Source organism: Paenarthrobacter sp. NPDC089307 (assembly GCF_040685055.1).
Classification (GTDB): Bacteria; Actinomycetota; Actinomycetes; order Actinomycetales; family Micrococcaceae; genus Arthrobacter.
This window is the reverse complement of the sequence record NZ_JBFBHE010000004.1, coordinates 295,579-312,657: the sequence shown is the minus strand read 5'-3', so window position 1 is coordinate 312,657 and position 17,079 is coordinate 295,579. Positions and strand designations below refer to the sequence as shown.

Below are 17,079 nucleotides of genomic sequence, written 5' to 3'. Positions count from 1 at the left end.
GTTCTTCGGGCCATTATTCAAACTTATGCCGCGCGCTAAGGAGCAAGGTACGACCATGACAGCAGTAACCTCCGGGGCCACTGCCCAGCGCCCGCCGGTGACCAGACGGCGCTATCTCATGAAGCACGATTGGCATTGGGGCATCGTTACCGCCGTCATCGCGGCCATCTCCTCCATCATCCCCCGGCTGTTCAATCCCACGTTCTACTACTGGGACGACATGATGCAATCCTTCCTCCCCCTGTGGCGGCACATGGGCGAGGAGATCCGCTCGGGCAGATTCCCGTTGATGGAACCCGGTGGCTGGGTCGGCGGCAATATTGTGGCCGAAGTGGGTTACGGGATCTTCAACCCGGTCAACATAGTCAACTCCGTCATCGTCTCCAACTTCGAGAACCTGTCGCTGGCCAGCTACTTCATCATCGTCCAGTTCATCGCACTGTTGGCCTTTGGTACCTTCATGCTCGCCCGCGATTACGGCTCGAACCGGCCGTTGGCCCTTGCCGCGGGTGTAGCCATTCCCTTCAGCGGCTTCACCCTCTTCTACGAGGCCGCCCGCTGGCCCGGCGGCCTGATGGCGTTTGCCTGGATCACGGTTTTCTGGTGGTCCGTGCGCCGGTACGCCCGCCGCAATACCTCGCCGTTCCTGCCGTTCCTGCTGGGCTTCCTCACCATGACGGCGGGGAATCCGTACGGCGCCATTGGCGTTATCCTCGTCCTCGCTGCAGTGGCCGTCGAATTGATGTTGATGAGGCATTGGCGTCGCCTTATCCCGATCGTCATCGTTGGCGCGCTGGTGGGTTTGACCGCCGTCCTGGTCTACTTCCCCTTGCCCCTCAGCTCGGCCGTGACAGTCCGCCAGCAGAGCGAGATCCTTAACGATCTGTTCCTCTCGCCCGACATGTCCTCCCTGTTGACGATGAGTACCTCCTCCATGCGGCCCCGGATCAACAACTTCTGGGCACCGATCGACAACGTTCCCTCCAGCTACCTGGCATGGTTCGTCCTCCCACTGCTGCCGTGGCTCGACTTCCGTAGCTTCCGTAACCGCTCACGTCAGATCTTCAGCATCTACATCATCACCGGAATCTACTTCCTCCTGACGTTTGCTCCCTCCCAGGTCCTCGTCTTCCGCTGGCCCATCCGACTCATTGAGTACGTCTACCTGGGCGTTATCGTCCTGTTCGCCGTTGTTGCCTCCGCAGGGCTGAAGACGACTGCCTGGAAGAAGCGGCTGTTCATCACTGTGGCTATCCTCGGGTTCGGAACCTACCGTGCCTGGTCCATGGTGCCTGAGGGTGGCAAATGGCAGTTCTTCACCCTTGCCGTTACGTTGGTCCTGGTTGCGCTGGCAGTCCTGGGATGGAAACGATTCGGCTACCGCGGCCTCGCTGCTGTCATGGTGGTCGGTACAATCGCCACCCTCGGAATGCAGTCCAGGCAGTTTGTTCCCAACAACGCGGTTGCCGGTATCGGCTCACCCGTGGATGCCGACACACTTCGGGACGCAACCAGCAATTACAAAGGCAACACCATCCAGATCTTCAACACCATGAAGATCACCGGAGCGGAATTCACCGAAGGCCGCCTCCTGTATGGCAACCAGATCCTCAATGCCGATGTTGACAACAGCATGGGCCGCTACAGCGGCATCAGCTTCACTACCTACGTCAACGCCCTGTGCATGAACTACCGTGGCGAAACGTGCCCCTTGGCCTACACGGAACTGTTCAAGCAGGCATCACCGGAAATCAACGCCACCTTGGCGGATGTCCTTCAAGTCGAAACTGTCGCCGTCCAGAAGACGTTGATCGCTCCGGATCAGCTCAACATCGCTCCCGGCTGGTCGATTGTGGCCTCCGACGACACCCGTACCATCCTCCAGCGCCAGAACCCCCTGCCGCACCCCGGCACCGTTTCATGGGTCTCTGACGGCATTGCCGTTCAGGACTCAGTAAGGACCGGCAACGACGAACACGTCCAGCTGTCAGGCAGCGGCAGTGCCGGGAAACTGACCTTCGCCCGGCTGGCCTGGCCCGGCTACACGGTCAAGGTGGACGGCGAAACGCAGAAACTCACCCAAGGACCCGCCGGCGTCATCATGGTGGACATCCCGACTGGAGCCAAATCCGTGGATATTTCCTTCACGACGCCGGGCCTCACCATGGGACTGGCGGCCCAGGCCGCGGCATGGTTCGGGATACTGCTGTTTACGGCTTTCCACTACGTAAGGCGCTACCGCCGCGGAAAGTCAGCTGAGCGGGTCATCGAGGAACCAGCTGAAAAGGTAGCCGTCTAGCTCCCACCCCACTCCAGGTACTGAAAGAGCGTCCATCCCCAAGGGGTGGACGCTCTTTCAGTACCAAGGCTTTCCGGGATGCCCAGCTGCCAACCCAGAATGGTGCGGCAGGCACGAAAAAGGTCACCGTACTTCTGTGTGAACAAAAGTACGATGACCTTTCTACAGCCTCAGAGGACCTAGCGAGGCGGTGTTCCCGCCTGCAGGAGGATCAGTGCTCCCGCAGCCAGGCCACTGCTTCCTCTGCAGGTCCCTCGAACTGCACTGTGCCGGATGAGAGCACCACTCCCCTGTCGCAGATCCTGGAGATCATGTCGAGGTCGTGGCTGACTACAACCAGTGTCCTGCCTTCGTCCGAAAGCTGCTTGATCTTGGCGAGGCACTTTCTTTGGAACGGCTCGTCGCCCACGGCCAGAATTTCGTCCACAAGGAAGATATCCGGCTGCGTGTGAACCGCTACCGCGAAAGCGAGACGAAGGAACATACCTGAGGAATAGAACTTCACCTCGGTATCGATGAACTGCTCAATCTCGGAGAAGGCGACGATGTCTTCAAACTTCTCGTTGATCTCCTGTTCCGTCATGCCAAGGATCGCGGCGTTCAGGAACACGTTCTCCCGGCCGGACAGATCAGGGTGGAAACCTGCACCCACTTCGATGAGGCCGGCCACTCGGCCTTTGGTGCGGACTGTCCCTTTGTCCGGAAGGATCACTCCGGAAATGAGCTTCAAAAGCGTGGACTTACCGGAGCCGTTGAAACCCAGAAGGGCGACCGTCTCCCCGGGCTGGATTTCGAAGCTGACGTCATGGAGCGCGTCAAACCTTCTGGTGAGATCGCCCTTGCGTCCCTTTACCAGCCAAACGAGCGTCTCCTTCAGGGAGTGCGAGTGGCGGAGATTGAATGTTTTCTTGAGGTCCTTGACGATTACTGCAGCACTCATTTAGACCTCCTGCGCAAAGTGGCCCTCGAGCCGTCGGAACACGAGCTGGCCAATGATAAGGAACAATGCCGCCATGCCGAGACCAAGCAGTCCCGTCCACATCAAATGCGGTGGAAGCTCAACGGGACGGTTGACAGTGGGGTACCAAAACGCCCAGTGGAACAGCTCAACGGCTACGGTGATCGGGTTCAGCTGGTAGATCACCAGCACCCATTCCGGGGCCAGCCGCCGAATCATGGTCCAGTCGTAAAGGACCGGTGAGGTCCAGGTGACAATCATCATCAACATGTCGACGATGTTCTCTGCATCCCTAAAGAAGACGTTGATGGCTCCAGCCAGCAGCCCGAGACCAGTCGCCGTGACAGCCACAATGACAAAGCCCAGGGCTGCCCCAACGAGTTGCAGGATATCCGGATGCCAGCCTGTGAGCAGGGCGGCAGCCAGCAGGACCACCAGCTGCGGCAGGAAATGAACCGCAGCCACCCACACCGAAGCGACTGGGAACAACTCCCGAGGCAGGTAAATCTTCTTCACCAACGCAGCATTGGAAACGATTGACCGCGTGGCATTCGAGAACGCTTCGGAGAAGAAGTTGATGACGATGACGCCGGAGAACATGTAAAGCGCGTAGTTGGGGATCTGGTCCCCGACGCGGAGCACAATGCCCAAAGCGAAGAAGAGCACCACGTACTGGACCAGGGGCTTGACGTAGGACCATGCCAGTCCCAGGACAGAGCCCCGGTAACGGACCCGGAGTTCCTTGCGGACGATCAACTTGAGGAGGTACCGGCGTCGATAGACGTCCAGCAGACCGGCACCTACCCCTGGAACAGCATATGTATCAGTGGAAGTGGCCATTGCTACTTGTTAGGCTCCGATGCTTCAAACGTTTCCCGCCAGGATTCCATGGAGGTAATCTCCGGGAGGGCATCGCGGTATTGCGCACGAAGGGTCTCCCAGTTGGAGAAAAGCTGGGCGTGAAGCTTGGCCGACTCAACCACCAGCTGGCGGGCCATTTTCGGGTCCCTCAGGTGCCAGGATGCACCGGTGCCATCGGCGTTCGAGACCACGGCGCTGTCGAGGTGCGCGAGGCTCCACCACTTGCCATCCTGATGGGCCACTTGGGCCTCCGGGTTGGCTTTGGCAGTGTCGCGGACCGGAGCCAGCGTCTGCTTCAAGACTGTCTTCACTGCCCAGGGAAGCAGGCCGAGCGCACCGGGCTGCTTGTAGGACTGGGGCTTCTTCGGCGGTCGTTTGCGGAAGACCTCCGGGAAGGCAGAGGGGTCTGTTTTCACCTGGGAGTCCGGGAACTCCTCGCGCATGGCCCGAAGTTTCGGCATGGTGCTTGGGAGTTGTTTGTGCAAGCCGTCAGGTCCGGCGAGGACATCACGCAGGGCCATGACGCGGGCCTGCTCCGGGTAGTACTGCATGGACACCAAGTGCTTGATGTCCGTATTCAGGCTCTCGCGCAGGATTCGGCCACCCTTGGGGAACGGGCTGTGCAGGAGCGTCGCGATGAGGCGGTTGCGCTCATGGTAGTAAGCCTGCCAGTCGACTGAATCGTCTTTGTCTGCCCAGGAAACGTGCCACACAGCTGCGCCCGGAAGCGTCACAGTCGGGAAGCCGGCTGCCCGCGCCCGGAGCGAGTACTCGGCGTCATCCCACTTGATGAACACCGGCAGGGAGAGGCCGATGGTCTCAACCACGGTCTTGGGGATGAGGCACATCCACCAACCGTTGTAATCGGCGTCCCAGCGGCGGTGCAACTGGGGAGTGGAACGCAGGCCCGCCTGGGAGAAGTCATGGTTGCCCAGGCCTTCCACCGGTCCCCAGAGGAACCTGTAGAAATTAACGACCTCTGAGTAGGCATGCAGGACAGACTTGTTGTACATGTCGAACATGTGTCCGCCAACGATGGTCGGCTTCCGGCAAAGGTCCGCGAAGGCAACGGCGCGCATGACGCCCTCTGTCTCGAGTTCGATGTCGTCATCCAAGAGCATGACGTAATCGCTCTTGTCGGAAACCAGCATCTCGTACATATTGCGTGCGAAACCGCCCGAGCCGCCCAGGTTCCCCTGGTTGATGATCCGGAGCTGGTCGCCCATCGACTCAGCTACTGCATCAAAGCCGGCCTCGTCGGCTACCTTCTTGTTGCCTTGGTCGACGATGATGAGTTCGGCAAGAATCTCCCGGAGTCCGGCGTCGCCGTCGATGGCCTTGATGGTCTCCAGGCAGTAATCCGCACGGTTGAACGTGGTGACACCCAGAGTGACACGGCCGTGGGGACGTCCCTCGTCCGGTACCGCCCAGTGAGCGCTCTTCAACGCCATGCCATCGCCACCGGCGATGAGGTCGAACCAGTACCAACCGCCGTCGCCAAACGGGGCGAGCGTCAACTCAAAATCGTTCGACGAAGACCCTTCAACCAATACCGAATCGACGCGCTGGGATGCGCCGCGGGCGTTGGAGCGGTAGACGATGATTGTTCCTTCGCCCTCAGTTTCGAGGTGGAGGACAGTCTTCGTGGCTATGGTCCACTTGCGCCAGTAGCTGGCCGGGAAGGCATTGAAGTAAGAGCCGAAGGAGAGACGCTCTCCACGGCGGACCTGAACCGAACCCCGGTCCAGGATGTCCTCGGGGTGCAATTGGCGTGTCATGCCGACCGCTTGCACATCGGAGCTTCCCTGGCCGCCCCTCTGAACAGTGCTTGTGTCGGGGTCCACGTAGAGAGGCAGGGTATCGAGGTCGCGGTTCGCAGGGAAGATTACCCGCTGTACGATCCGCAGGTTCTGTTCGGTTGAACCGGTATCCTCCGTGGCGGTGGAAGCCGTCATGGCAATCTCCTGGCCTTCGTTCGTTGTGGCGGTCATGCGTCCACTCCCCCGCTTTCAAGCTTGGCGCCGCCGGTAAAGTGCGGCTTGATCTTGTTGTCGTACATGGACAAGGCCGAGCCGATGGCCATGTGCATGTCGAGGTACTTGTAGGTTCCGAGGCGGCCACCGAACAGCACCGACTTCTCACCCTTTGCGAGATCCCGGTAGGCCAGCAGTTTCTGCCGGTCATCCGAGGTGTTCACGGGGTAGTAAGGTTCGTCGCCTTTCTCGGCGAAACGCGAGAATTCCCGCATGATGACCGTAGCGTCCTTGGTATAGTCCCGCTCGGGGTGGAAGTGGCGGAACTCGTGGATGCGGGTGTACTTCTCCTCGGCATCGGGGTAGTTCATCACGGCGCAACCCTGGAAGTCCTCAATGGGCAGGACCTCTTCTTCAAGGTCGATCGTGCGCCAGGAGAGGTCGCCTTCGGCATAGTCAAAGTAGCGGTCAACTGGACCGGTGTATATGACCGGAACCTGGCCGAGGACCGAAGACCGGCCGAACTCACCGTCGTCGAAGAAGTCCGTGTTCAGGACAACTTCAATGTTGGGGTGATCCGCCATGCGCTCGATCCAGGCCGTGTAGCCGTCTACCGGCAGCCCTTCATACGTGTCGTTGAAGTAGCGGTTGTCGTAGTTGTAGCGCACGGGAAGCCGCGAAATGATCTCCGCGGGCAGGTCCTTCGGATCCGTCTGCCATTGCTTTCCCGTGTAGTGCTTGATGAACGCCTCGTAGAGCGGGCGGCCGATCAGCTGGATGCCCTTGTCGTTCAGGTTCTGCGGATCAGTTCCGGCAAGTTCGCCGGCCTGTTCTGCGATGAGCGCCTTGGCCTCTGTGGGGCTCATGGCTGAGCGGAAGAACTGGTTGATGGTGCCCAGGTTGATGGGCATGGGGTACACCTCGCCCTTGTGGCTGGTGTAAACCTTGTGTTGGTAGTTCGTGAACGTGGTGAACCGGTTCACGTACTCCCAGACGCGTTCGTTGGACGTGTGGAAGAGGTGGGCTCCGTAACGGTGCACCTCGATTCCTGTCTGCGCTTCGTTCTCGCTGTAGGCGTTTCCACCAATGTGGTGGCGGCGATCAAGCACCGCGACCTTCAGCCCCAACTCGGTAGCGGCGCGTTCTGCAATGGTCAGGCCAAAGAAACCCGAGCCGACGACGACGAGATCAGCGTTCACAAACTCTCCTGTGTATTGGCGTGCGGGCACAAAAATGCCCACGTCTACTGGTCAAGGCTACCCGACGTTACGATTGAATCCCGATTCGGGGGCGCGCGGAACAAGGCGAAGATTGACCGGAAAAAAGGAACGGGAGGCGTGGCCGGCGCCAGCCTCCCGTTCAAACGTGCAAAATAATGCCGAGCTAAAGTGCGACGACAGCGCCGGTTTCGGCTGACTTGAGTACAGCCTCCGCAACACGGAGGGTTTCAAGCCCTTCGGCCATTGTGACAATGTTCATGGACTTCCCCAGGACAGCGTCCCGGAATGCCTCATGTTCCATCTTCAGCGGTTCACGCTTGGCCAAAGCAAAGCGGGTCGAAGATCCCTCGGACACACCGCGGAATGCCGCGATGGAGTCCCAATCGGTCTGGAAAGTGCCATTCTCCACGAACGTCAAGTCGGCTGAGATGGTGTCCGCAATGTACGCACCACGCTCACCAAGGACAACGGTGGTGCGCTCCTTCATGGGAGAGAGCCAATTGACGATGTGGTTGGTGACGACGCCGTCCCTAAGGTGGCCGATCGCCGTGACCATGTCCTCGTGCTCACGGCCGCTGCGGGACGTCGTGTGGGCAACGACGTTGACGAAGTTGCTCTGGGCCAACCAGGCCGTCAGGTCGATGTCGTGGGTGGCAAGGTCCTTGACGACGCCGACGTCCGCAATCCGGGATGGGAAAGGACCCTGGCGCCGTGTGGAGATCTGGTAGACCTCTCCAAGGTCACCGTTGCCAAGACGCTCACGAAGGCTCTGCAGGGAGGGGTTGAAGCGCTCAATATGTCCGACAGCACCGATCAAGCCCTTGGAATCAAAAGCCTCCGCAATCCTACGTCCGGACTCGGAGTCATTTGCGATGGGCTTTTCCACGAGGCAGTGAACGCCTGCTTCGGCGAGCTGCAGGGCAACTTCCTCGTGCAGGATCGTCGGCACAGCTGCGACAGCCATATGGATGCCCTGCTCGATGAGTTGCTCGACCGAACTGCAAACCTCCAAGCCACTGGCTACATTGTGGGGGTCTCCAAAGGAATCAGCGACGGCAACAAGGTCAACGCCATCAAGCTCGCGGATGACGCGTGCGTGGTGACGGCCCATCATGCCCAGCCCAATGAGGCCAGCGCGCAGATTTGCCACTAGCTACCTGCCTTTGCAACGGCGTTGACAGCGGCAACGATCCTGTCCAGATCATCCTGGCTGAGCGACGGGTGCACGGGAAGGGACAGCACAGTTGCTGCAGCTTCCTCGGTGACCGGCAAGTCATCGGAGGTCTGGAACGGTGCGAGGCGGTGGTTTGGGATGGGGTAGTAAACGCCGCAACCCACGTTGTACTCCTCGCGCAAAGCCTTGGCGAAACCGTCGCGGTCCTCGGCGATCCGAATGGTGTACTGGTGGTACACGTGCTCGTAGCCCTCAACCACCTTCGGAGTAACGACACCTTCGATGTTTGCATCGAAGAACGCTGCGTTCTCCTGACGGGTCTTGGTCCATCCCTCGACCTTGGTCAACTGCACGCGACCGATTGCCGCGTGAATGTTGGTCATGCGGGCGTTGAAGCCAACAAGCTCGTTTTCGTACTGGCGCTCCATGCCCTGGTTTCGGAGCAACCGAAGCCGGCGTTCGACGTCGGCCAAACCGGTGCTGACCATGCCGCCTTCGCCGGAGGTCATGTTCTTCGTGGGGTACAGGCTGAACATGGCGAAGTCGCCGAAGGTACCGACCTTGCGACCGTTGACGGCCGCGCCGTGCGCCTGGGCGGCATCTTCAAAGACCTTGACGCCGTGCTTGGCAGCGACTGCACCAATTCCGTCCACATCAAAGGGGTGGCCGTAGAGGTGGACCGGCATAATGGCGGCCGTGCGGTCCGTGATTTTCGACTCCACGGAAGCGGGATCCAGCGTGTAGTGGTTGATGTCCACGTCGGCAAAGACAGGCGTAGCGCCTGTCAAAGCCACCGAGTTGGCCGTGGCAGCAAAGGTAAATGATGGCACGATGACTTCGTCGCCGGGGCCAATGCCCGCGGCCAAAAGACCCAGGTGCAGACCGGAGGTTCCGGAGTTGACTGCTACGGCGGCCCGGCCGTCGAGGAGGACCTGCGAGAATTCCTGTTCAAAGGACGCAACCTCCGAACCCTGTGCGAGTTGGCCGGAGGCCAGAACAGCCTCTACTGCCTTGCGCTCATCATCACCGATGATGGGCTTGGCGGGGGGAATGAATTCGGGGCTCATGCCTCTACCTCTCGAAGGGTCTCGTTCTGTTCAACATATGTAGCGCCGGTTTCCGGGCATACCCAGCTGTCACCGCTGCGCTGCAGCGGGAAGCCGGCCTTGCCGACCCAACCAAGGCGCTTGGCCGGAACTCCGACCATCAAAGCAAAATCCGGGACATCTTTGGCCACAACAGCACCTGCTGCCACGGTGGCCCACCGTCCAATCGTGACGGGAGCAACGCAAACCGCGCGGGCGCCGATGGATGCACCTTCACGAATGGTGACGCCAACGGGCTCCCAGTCATGGGCACTCTTCAAAGTTCCATCGGGCGCGACTGCCCGGGGGTAGGTGTCATTCGTCAGGACGACGGCGGGGCCAATGAAGACTCCCGCCTCCAGTTCCGCGGGCTCGTAGACAAGCGCATAGTTCTGAACTTTGCAGTTGTCCCCCATCTTGACTCCGGTGCCGATATAGGCCCCGCGTCCGACAATGCAATTGACGCCTAATTCGGCTTGCTCGCGGACTTGGGCAAGATGCCAAATCTTTGATCCATCACCAATTACCGCCTTGTCTGAAACATCGGCGCTCTCCGCAACCACTATCACCGGTGAAGGTCCTTCCTCATTGAGCACACGCGACAACGAGTTTCATCTTAGCTGAGACACAAAGCCACGGCGTCAAGGAGGGATTGGCCGGTCTTGGCCGAAGTTGTCCACATGCGCCTGCCGGGGTGATGCCGACTGCTCGCGTGCCGCACAAGGATGGTAGTTCACGGGAAAGGGCAAAGGGAGGTTAAAACGATGACGTTGGAGTGCACACTGGTTCGAAGCCCCGCTGCGGCCACGTCAGCGGACCCGGAGGAACTGTCCATCGCGCTGCCGCCGGGCACGTCGGGCGTGCAGCTGGAAGCCCTTCTCAAGAGGGTCCGCCACACTGGACGGCTTTGGGTCGCAGGGCAGGACCTTGCCGAACTCACTGTCGGGCTGCCACCACTTGTGTCCGGGGCTGTGCTCGTGGATAGCTCCGCACCGCCAACGCGAAGCGCCGCCTCCCATTTGCCCCTGATGTTGCTCACCCATACCGGCCCCGCCGCCGGTTCTGTCTTTCGCTTGCCACGCGGGCAACACCTTATCGGCCGGGGTACAGCCGGAATCTCGCTACCCGATCCCGGGATGTCAAGGGAGCACGCGCTGCTGGACGTCTCGGGTGAACGACTGCAAATAAGTGCCGTGGGGGCAGCGAATCCCGTACTTGTGGATGGACGGTCCGCCCGCCAGTCCTTGGTCACTTCCCTTTCCAGCATCCGTTGCGGGAACACTACTTTCACCATCTCGCCGGACGGCGATGTCTCTCACGTCCTCGCGCAGGATGCGGGTCGCTCTGTAAAAGAACCAATAGAGGTACCCCAGGCCTTGAGCCACGGCAGCCGCGCAACCGTTGTCCTTGCCGCGGGGTTGCCGTTGCTTGCCGGGGTCTGTCTCGCAGTTGCCACTGGAATGTGGATGTACTTGGGCTTCAGTGCCATGTCCGCACTTGGCTTGGTTTTCCCATTGATGCTGGGAAAGAGGGGCCGGCAGGAATGCCGTCGAGCCCTTGATCGTGCGGTCCGAGAAGACATCGACAGACGTCGTCGGTGTTTACCTTCTGCTGCGGAGATAGTGGCGTCCTTCCACAATCCCACGGTGCTCAAGGACGTCGGCATTGGAGATTCCGGATCCGGTGGGGCCGGCTTGAACCCGTCGCCGGGCGGTGGAGTACCCGGCCCGGAGGACCAACCGGTTTGGTTACGTCTGGGCACCGTTGAAGCAACCGCCAACATCCGCGTGGTACCGGAGAACCCACAATTCTCACCACCCGCGGCCGGCTTGTGCCCCGTACCGTTGGACCCGTGCCATACGGTCGTGGCAATCCACGGCAACGACGACCACGTGGAAGCCCTTCTTCGATTCCTCATCATGCAACTGGCTGGTTTCCCGGGATCGTCCGATACTCCTGTCCTGGTACTGGGATCGCCTGAAGAACTCCCCCTCAGTGCCCGCTTCCTTCCCCAAGTGACGCTCGCTGCCGACTTCGCCGAGGCCCTGGTTGCGCTGAAGGAAGCTGGGCATACCCCGCACGGAAGGCTGATCCTGATGGGACGCAACCTGGATCATGGGGATGAAGCTCTGTTCCGAATCATCCAGGCCGCCCAACAGGCCCAGTGGCAGGTTCTGCATTGCCAGGCCAACCTTGGGACCCCAGATGCCGTCATCAAGATCAGGGCGTCGGGAACAGCGGCATCTTTCGCGTCGGGCAGCGAGCGCCTTGAGTTCGTCCCTGACCTCGTTCCTGCCGCGGTTTTCGACAGTTTCTGCCGCACTATCGCAGCAAACGCGAGTGATGGCGGCCCTCGCACCCGGAGCGTGATTCCACATCGGTCTTCACTGGCTGCATTGCTTCCTTACGGCCAGCGAAGGATCCAGAACCGATGGCGTTCAGCCTCCTGGACGGACGGCCTGACGGCTGTGCTGGGGGAAGGCCGAGACGGACGGCTCACTTTTAACTTCAAGCTCGATGGGCCGCACTTGTTGGTTGCCGGCACAACCGGCTCAGGAAAGTCGGAACTCCTGAAGACGATCGTGGCTTCCATCGCGCTAAGTGTCCCACCGGAACATGCAACCTTTTTGTTTATTGACTTCAAGGGAGGATCAGGTCTGGGTCCCCTGGCAGCCCTCCCCCACTGCGTGGGCCTCCTGACGGACCTCAGCCAGCAGGATCTTGATCGGGCGTTGGAGTCACTGCGCGGAGAAATCAGGTACCGCGAGAAGCTGTTCGCTGCCCATAGGGCCGCGGACCTGGCTCAATACCAGCAAACAGATGGTGCCAAACATGCGGGGCTGGCACATCTGATCCTGGTCATTGATGAGTTCCGTATCCTCGTCGACGAGGCTCCCGGCGCCCTCCGCGAACTCATGCGGATCGCCACCATAGGACGCTCGTTGGGCGTCCACCTGGTTATGGCCACGCAAAGACCTCAAGGAGCGTTGAACGCCGACATCCGCGCAAATGTAACCTCCACCATCGCACTCCGGGTCCAGTCAGAGATGGAGTCACTGGACATCATCAATTCCAAGGTTGCCGCGTCCATAGGAGCTGATATTCCGGGCCGGGCCTTCCTTGCGACAGCAGCTAAGGAACCCCAGGAGTTTCAGGCTGCATCTCTGGATACAGTGCACTTCACCAGCGGGTTTTCCCGCGCTGGGGAGATGCCATACGGACATGGTCCTTTTCTCAAGCCGGCTGTTCAATCAGCTGTCCAGGCGCTTAAGGAGCCATGGGGCATACTGGAGACCGACGGCCGGGAGGTGGGCTCCTGCCGTCCGGGCGCAGCTCAGGAATTCCAGGCAGATCCCGGCGCCAGTCGGCTGGTGTCCATTGTCGAGGAAGCCTGGCGGCGACTCGACATGCCCGCACCCCGCAGCCCCATTGCCGCACCCATGCCTTTGTCCATCCCCTGGCATGCTGACCTTTCACAAACGGGAGAAGCTGAGGGAACCGGCGAAGGCGAGGGGACCTGCGAAGGCGACACGCCCTCATGGCGGGTTGGACCCGTGGCCCTCCTCGACAGGCCGATGCAGCAGAGGGTCGAGCGACTATTTTGGTTGCCCGACAAACATGGAAACCTCGCAATGATTGGCAGCCCATCAAGTGGCATGCAGGAATGCTTCCGGGCGATGGCTGCCGCCTTGGCAACACAGACGCCCCATCCCCATCTCTACATACTGGATGCGAATGGACTGCTGGGTCAGGTAAGGACGCACAAAGGGATAGGTGCTTCAGCCGGCGTCCACCAAATAAGCTTCGCGGCCGGGATCCTGACCCGGGTGGCCGCTGAGATGGAGCGTCGGCGTGCCGCGGGCGGCGTCAACGGTGGATGTCCACCGCTGGTATTGATTGTCGCTGGCTGGTGCTCTTGGGCATCGACCCTGCGAGGCGGGCCCTACGAATGGGCAGAGGGAATCCTGCACGATATTGCCCGGGACGGAAGTCCCTTGGGCATCACGCTGTTGATTTCAGGCGAACGGGAATTGGTTGGTTCCCGGCTGTTTGCAGCGATCCCGAACCGCATCTACTTTCCCTTGGGAACCACTGAGGAGTCCAGGTTTCACTGGCCTCGCCTCCCGGCCTTGGAACCGATCCCAGGGCGGGCTGTCGTTTTAGGGAACATCGTTGAGGGCCAGATGGCCACAGCGCAATTCAGGGAAGCCCCACCCGATGGGACCTGGCCGTTCGGGGACCTTGCATCAACCGAACCGCCATTCCGTTTGCGCCCTCTCCCCCAACTCCTGACACCTGAGGATTTCCTCGGCTACATGGCAGCGTCGTCACCCTTCAGGAATGATTCCGCAACGGGAGCCCAAACTGAGCCTCTGTGGTTCGGAGTCGCCGGCGACGAAGCCCTCCCCGCGGCCTTCCCGCTGAAAGACAGGGGCGTCAGCGTCATCCTGGGCAGCCCACGGTCCGGCAAAACCACAATCCTTTGGTCGTTGGCGGGTTTGAACAAGGAGATTCCCTGGATCTTCCCGCCTGACCCCTACTCGGCGGGAGCTTTTTGGGCCTCAACGGCGTCGGCCGCCACCATGGGAGACCTGGACCCCGAAAGCGTCCTCCTGGTGGACGACGCTGACTCTTTGGATGCACAAGGCCATCAGGCTCTCGGTGTCCTGGCCGGGCAAGTCGCGGGGATCATCCTGGCAGCCGCGTTCAGTCCAGCCCTCCACCATCAGCTCCCCTTGGCCAAGGAAGTGCGGGCTTCAGGCATGGGGTTGGTCTTGTCGCCTGGAAATGCGCACGATGGCGAACTGCTGGGCGTGCGGCTGCAGGTCGACCCCGGCCGACGCCCCGGCAGGGGTTTTCTTATCAACCGAGGAGAAGCAACCCCTTGTCAGGTAGTGCTATCCGTTGGCTTTCCCGAATCGGGGTGACAGCCTCTGGCGCCATACGGACAAGCAGTTACAGGGCGCCTGCCGTACCACCCGTACGCGAGGCATAAGAGATGACATCTCTCTGGAACAGGAAGGTAATGGCGGCCAACGCAGGAATGATCATGGCAAGCCCCTGGAACACAAGCCCGCCTGTCATTGTGGGGAAGCCTATGGTGAGGACAAACAATTGAGCCACGAGAGCAGCAGCGCGCGTCCACCGGAACCCACGAAACAAGAAATGCCCCACAGCGAACAACCACGCTGAGAAGGCCAGCAGCAGGACCAGAGTGAAGACCGCGCCCCAAAAGGTCAGCACCGGGGCGCCTGTCAGGAGTTCGAAGCCATACCAAGCCGCAGCAGCAAGCAGGGCGACGGCTTCGAGGACAACGACGATGGAAATGACGAGTATTCCCCGGGGCCGCGCCGCCCCGGAGCTACTCGGAGCCGGCCGGCCGGAATCGTCGTTTCCTTCATGGCCAGAGGAGGGCTGGGCAGGGTTTACAGGAGGTCTTGACACACTGGCACACTACCGGACATAGTCATCTAGCAGTGAGGGCACTGGCGGCTGATGTGATGCATCGCTCACGGATTCCGAGCATTTCGACCACTAACACCCCTTGTTTACAAGGCGTTAACATGAAACGCTTGACTCAGACGACCAAGGGGGCCCATGCGGGCCCCTTTCCTTTGGAGCCTCTCGTGAATGTTTTCACAAAAGGCCTTTCTAGTTCTCACGAATGGAGTGACTGATCAGCATGGATTGGCGTAATCGCGCAGCCTGCCTCGACAAGGACCCGGAGCTCTTCTTCCCAGTCGGCAACACGGGACCTGCACTTCTCCAGATTGAGGAAGCCAAGAGCGTCTGCCGCCGCTGCCCCGTAGTGGACACCTGCCTTCAGTGGGCATTGGAGTCCGGCCAGGACGCAGGCGTTTGGGGCGGAATGAGTGAAGATGAACGGCGTGCACTCAAGCGCCGCGCAGCACGCGCACGTCGCGCCTCCTGATTTAGAAGACTCAGGCTCGAAGACAGAGATTCGAGACAGAAAGGCCGCGGACCATCCGGTCCGCGGCCTTTCTTTTTAATGCCGCCGGAATTTCCGGCAGTTATGCCCGCGCAAGGTTCAGGACGATTTCGACGGCGGTCCCGCCGCCATCCCTTGGAATCCACTGAATGGTTCCGCCGAGCTCGCTGGTGACAAGGGTGCGGACAATCTGCAAGCCCAGGCCCTCTGTGTACTGTCCATCCGGAAGCCCTACGCCGTCGTCGGCAATGGTCACTGTCAGGTATTCATCCTTGCCGTCCCCTTCGGCCCTGTCCGCGATCAGCCACACGGTGCCGGTCCGACCCTCCAGCCCATGCTCAACTGCGTTGGTAACGAGTTCGTTGATGACCAACGCCAAGGGAGTCGCGAAATCACTGGGCAGTTCCCCGAATAGACCTGAACGTTCCGTCCGTACTTGTTGGGACGGCGAGGCCACCTCCGCCGACAACCGGAATTGCCTCCCGATCAACTCGTCGAAATCAACGCTCTGCGTCAAGCCTTGGGACAGGGTTTCGTGCACGAGCGCGATTGTTGCCACACGCCGCATGGCCTGCTCGAGGCCCTGCTTTGCCTCATCGCTGACCATGCGCCTGGACTGCATTCGCAGGAGGGCAGCCACTGTCTGAAGATTGTTCTTGACCCGGTGGTGGATCTCACGGATCGTCGCATCCTTCGTCACGAGTTCCATCTCCCTGCGCCTGAGCTCGGAGACGTCCCTGCACAGCACGAGTGCACCGAAACGATGCTGTTCGTCGCGCAAAGGGATGGCGCGCAGCGAAAGACTGACGCCCCTGGACTCAATTTCACTTCGCCAGGGCATACGACCCGTAACCACCAAGGGCAGTGTCTCGTCCACCATCCGCCGGTCCTTCAGCAGTCCGGCCGTCACCTCGGCGAGCGACCGGCCCTCCAAGGACTCAACTTCGCCAAGCCTGCGGAATGCCGAGACTCCGTTGGGACTTGCGTACTGGACTATGCCGTCGGCGTCGAGCCGGATCAGTCCGTCACCGACGCGGGGTGCCCCACGGCGCGAACCGGTCGGGGAGGCGAAGTCCGGCCAGAGCCCCAAGGTGCCCATGCGGAGGAGGTCGTAGGCACACTGTCGGTAGGTCAGTTCCAGCCTGGAAGGCATGCGGGAACTGGACAGGTCCATGTGCGATGTCACGACGGCCAGTGTTCTTCCGTTGCGTACCATCGGCACCGCTTCGACGCGCAGTGCCATCTCGCTGCTCCAGCTCGTTTCACTGGAGCGCTCGATGGCCCTGCTGTTCCATGCCTTCTCTACCAGCGGGCGGAGGTCCGAGCGGATGCCCTCACCCACGAAGTCCGCGTGGAACACCGTATGAGATGTCGACGGACGGACGTGGGCGAGGGCAATGTAGCCAAACTCGGGATGCGGGAACCACAATGCCAGGTCCGCGAAAGCCAAGTCGGCGACCATTTGCCAGTCACCGACGAGGAGGTGCAGCCATTCGGCATCTCCAGGCCCGAAATCAGCGTGTTCCCTGATGGGGTCCGTAAAGATTGCCACTGCACCT

12 protein-coding genes are annotated in these 17,079 nt (G+C 60.6%); 3 read left to right on the top strand and 9 right to left on the bottom strand.

The features are described from left to right. Positions 1-55 precede the first annotated feature (55 nt). A complete protein-coding gene (locus AB0N72_RS11740; RefSeq protein ID WP_363930573.1) occupies positions 56-2,299 on the top strand; it encodes a hypothetical protein in 2,244 nt (747 codons plus the stop codon). Positions 2,300-2,510: 211 nt separating this feature from the next. Here the strand turns inward: AB0N72_RS11740 and AB0N72_RS11735 are convergent, their stop codons facing one another. The 7 genes from AB0N72_RS11735 to AB0N72_RS11705 all read right to left on the bottom strand — a co-directional run bounded on the left by AB0N72_RS11735 (position 2,511) and on the right by AB0N72_RS11705 (position 10,139). Continuing rightward, a complete protein-coding gene (locus AB0N72_RS11735) occupies positions 2,511-3,239 on the bottom strand; it encodes an ABC transporter ATP-binding protein (protein ID WP_363930572.1) in 729 nt (242 codons plus the stop codon). Then, complete coding sequence (locus AB0N72_RS11730) at positions 3,240-4,097, bottom strand: ABC transporter permease (protein WP_363930571.1); 858 nt, start codon at positions 4,095-4,097, stop codon at positions 3,240-3,242. A 2-nt stretch (positions 4,098-4,099) separates the two neighbouring features. Further along, positions 4,100-6,109 (bottom strand): glycosyltransferase, encoded by a 2,010-nt coding sequence (locus tag AB0N72_RS11725; RefSeq protein ID WP_363930570.1) that lies wholly within the window; start codon positions 6,107-6,109, stop codon positions 4,100-4,102. Next, positions 6,106-7,290, bottom strand: coding sequence for a UDP-galactopyranose mutase (glf, locus tag AB0N72_RS11720; RefSeq protein WP_363930569.1), 1,185 nt, complete (start codon positions 7,288-7,290; stop codon positions 6,106-6,108). The genes AB0N72_RS11725 and glf overlap by 4 nt, the downstream gene beginning before the upstream one ends. Positions 7,291-7,474: 184 nt before the next feature. Further along, a complete protein-coding gene (locus AB0N72_RS11715) occupies positions 7,475-8,461 on the bottom strand; it encodes a Gfo/Idh/MocA family oxidoreductase (RefSeq protein WP_363930568.1) in 987 nt (328 codons plus the stop codon). Beyond that, on the bottom strand, positions 8,461-9,552 hold the full coding sequence (locus AB0N72_RS11710) for a DegT/DnrJ/EryC1/StrS family aminotransferase (protein WP_189013220.1): 1,092 nt from the start codon (positions 9,550-9,552) through the stop codon (positions 8,461-8,463). Before AB0N72_RS11710 ends, AB0N72_RS11715 begins: the two co-directional genes overlap by 1 nt. Beyond that, positions 9,549-10,139 (bottom strand): acyltransferase, encoded by a 591-nt coding sequence (locus tag AB0N72_RS11705; RefSeq protein ID WP_363930567.1) that lies wholly within the window; start codon positions 10,137-10,139, stop codon positions 9,549-9,551. Before AB0N72_RS11705 ends, AB0N72_RS11710 begins: the two co-directional genes overlap by 4 nt. A gap of 195 nt (positions 10,140-10,334) precedes the next feature. On the opposite strand from AB0N72_RS11705, the gene AB0N72_RS11700 reads away from it, so the two are divergent. After that, positions 10,335-14,498 carry an FtsK/SpoIIIE domain-containing protein gene (locus AB0N72_RS11700; protein WP_363930566.1) on the top strand — a complete coding sequence of 1,388 codons (4,164 nt, stop codon included), beginning with the start codon at positions 10,335-10,337 and terminating at the stop codon, positions 14,496-14,498. Between the two features lie 28 nt (positions 14,499-14,526). Here the strand turns inward: AB0N72_RS11700 and AB0N72_RS11695 are convergent, their stop codons facing one another. Beyond that, positions 14,527-15,015: a hypothetical protein gene (locus tag AB0N72_RS11695; protein ID WP_363930565.1), complete on the bottom strand. Its 489-nt coding sequence runs from the start codon at positions 15,013-15,015 to the stop codon at positions 14,527-14,529. A gap of 238 nt (positions 15,016-15,253) precedes the next feature. Between AB0N72_RS11695 and AB0N72_RS11690 the strand changes: the two genes are divergently transcribed. Beyond that, the gene (locus AB0N72_RS11690) at positions 15,254-15,502 is read left to right on the top strand and encodes a WhiB family transcriptional regulator (protein WP_003804966.1); all 249 of its coding nucleotides are present in this window, start codon (positions 15,254-15,256) and stop codon (positions 15,500-15,502) included. A 100-nt stretch (positions 15,503-15,602) separates the two neighbouring features. Here the strand turns inward: AB0N72_RS11690 and AB0N72_RS11685 are convergent, their stop codons facing one another. Beyond that, positions 15,603-17,072 carry a histidine kinase N-terminal domain-containing protein gene (locus AB0N72_RS11685; protein WP_363930564.1) on the bottom strand — a complete coding sequence of 490 codons (1,470 nt, stop codon included), beginning with the start codon at positions 17,070-17,072 and terminating at the stop codon, positions 15,603-15,605. Positions 17,073-17,079: the final 7 nt, after the last annotated feature.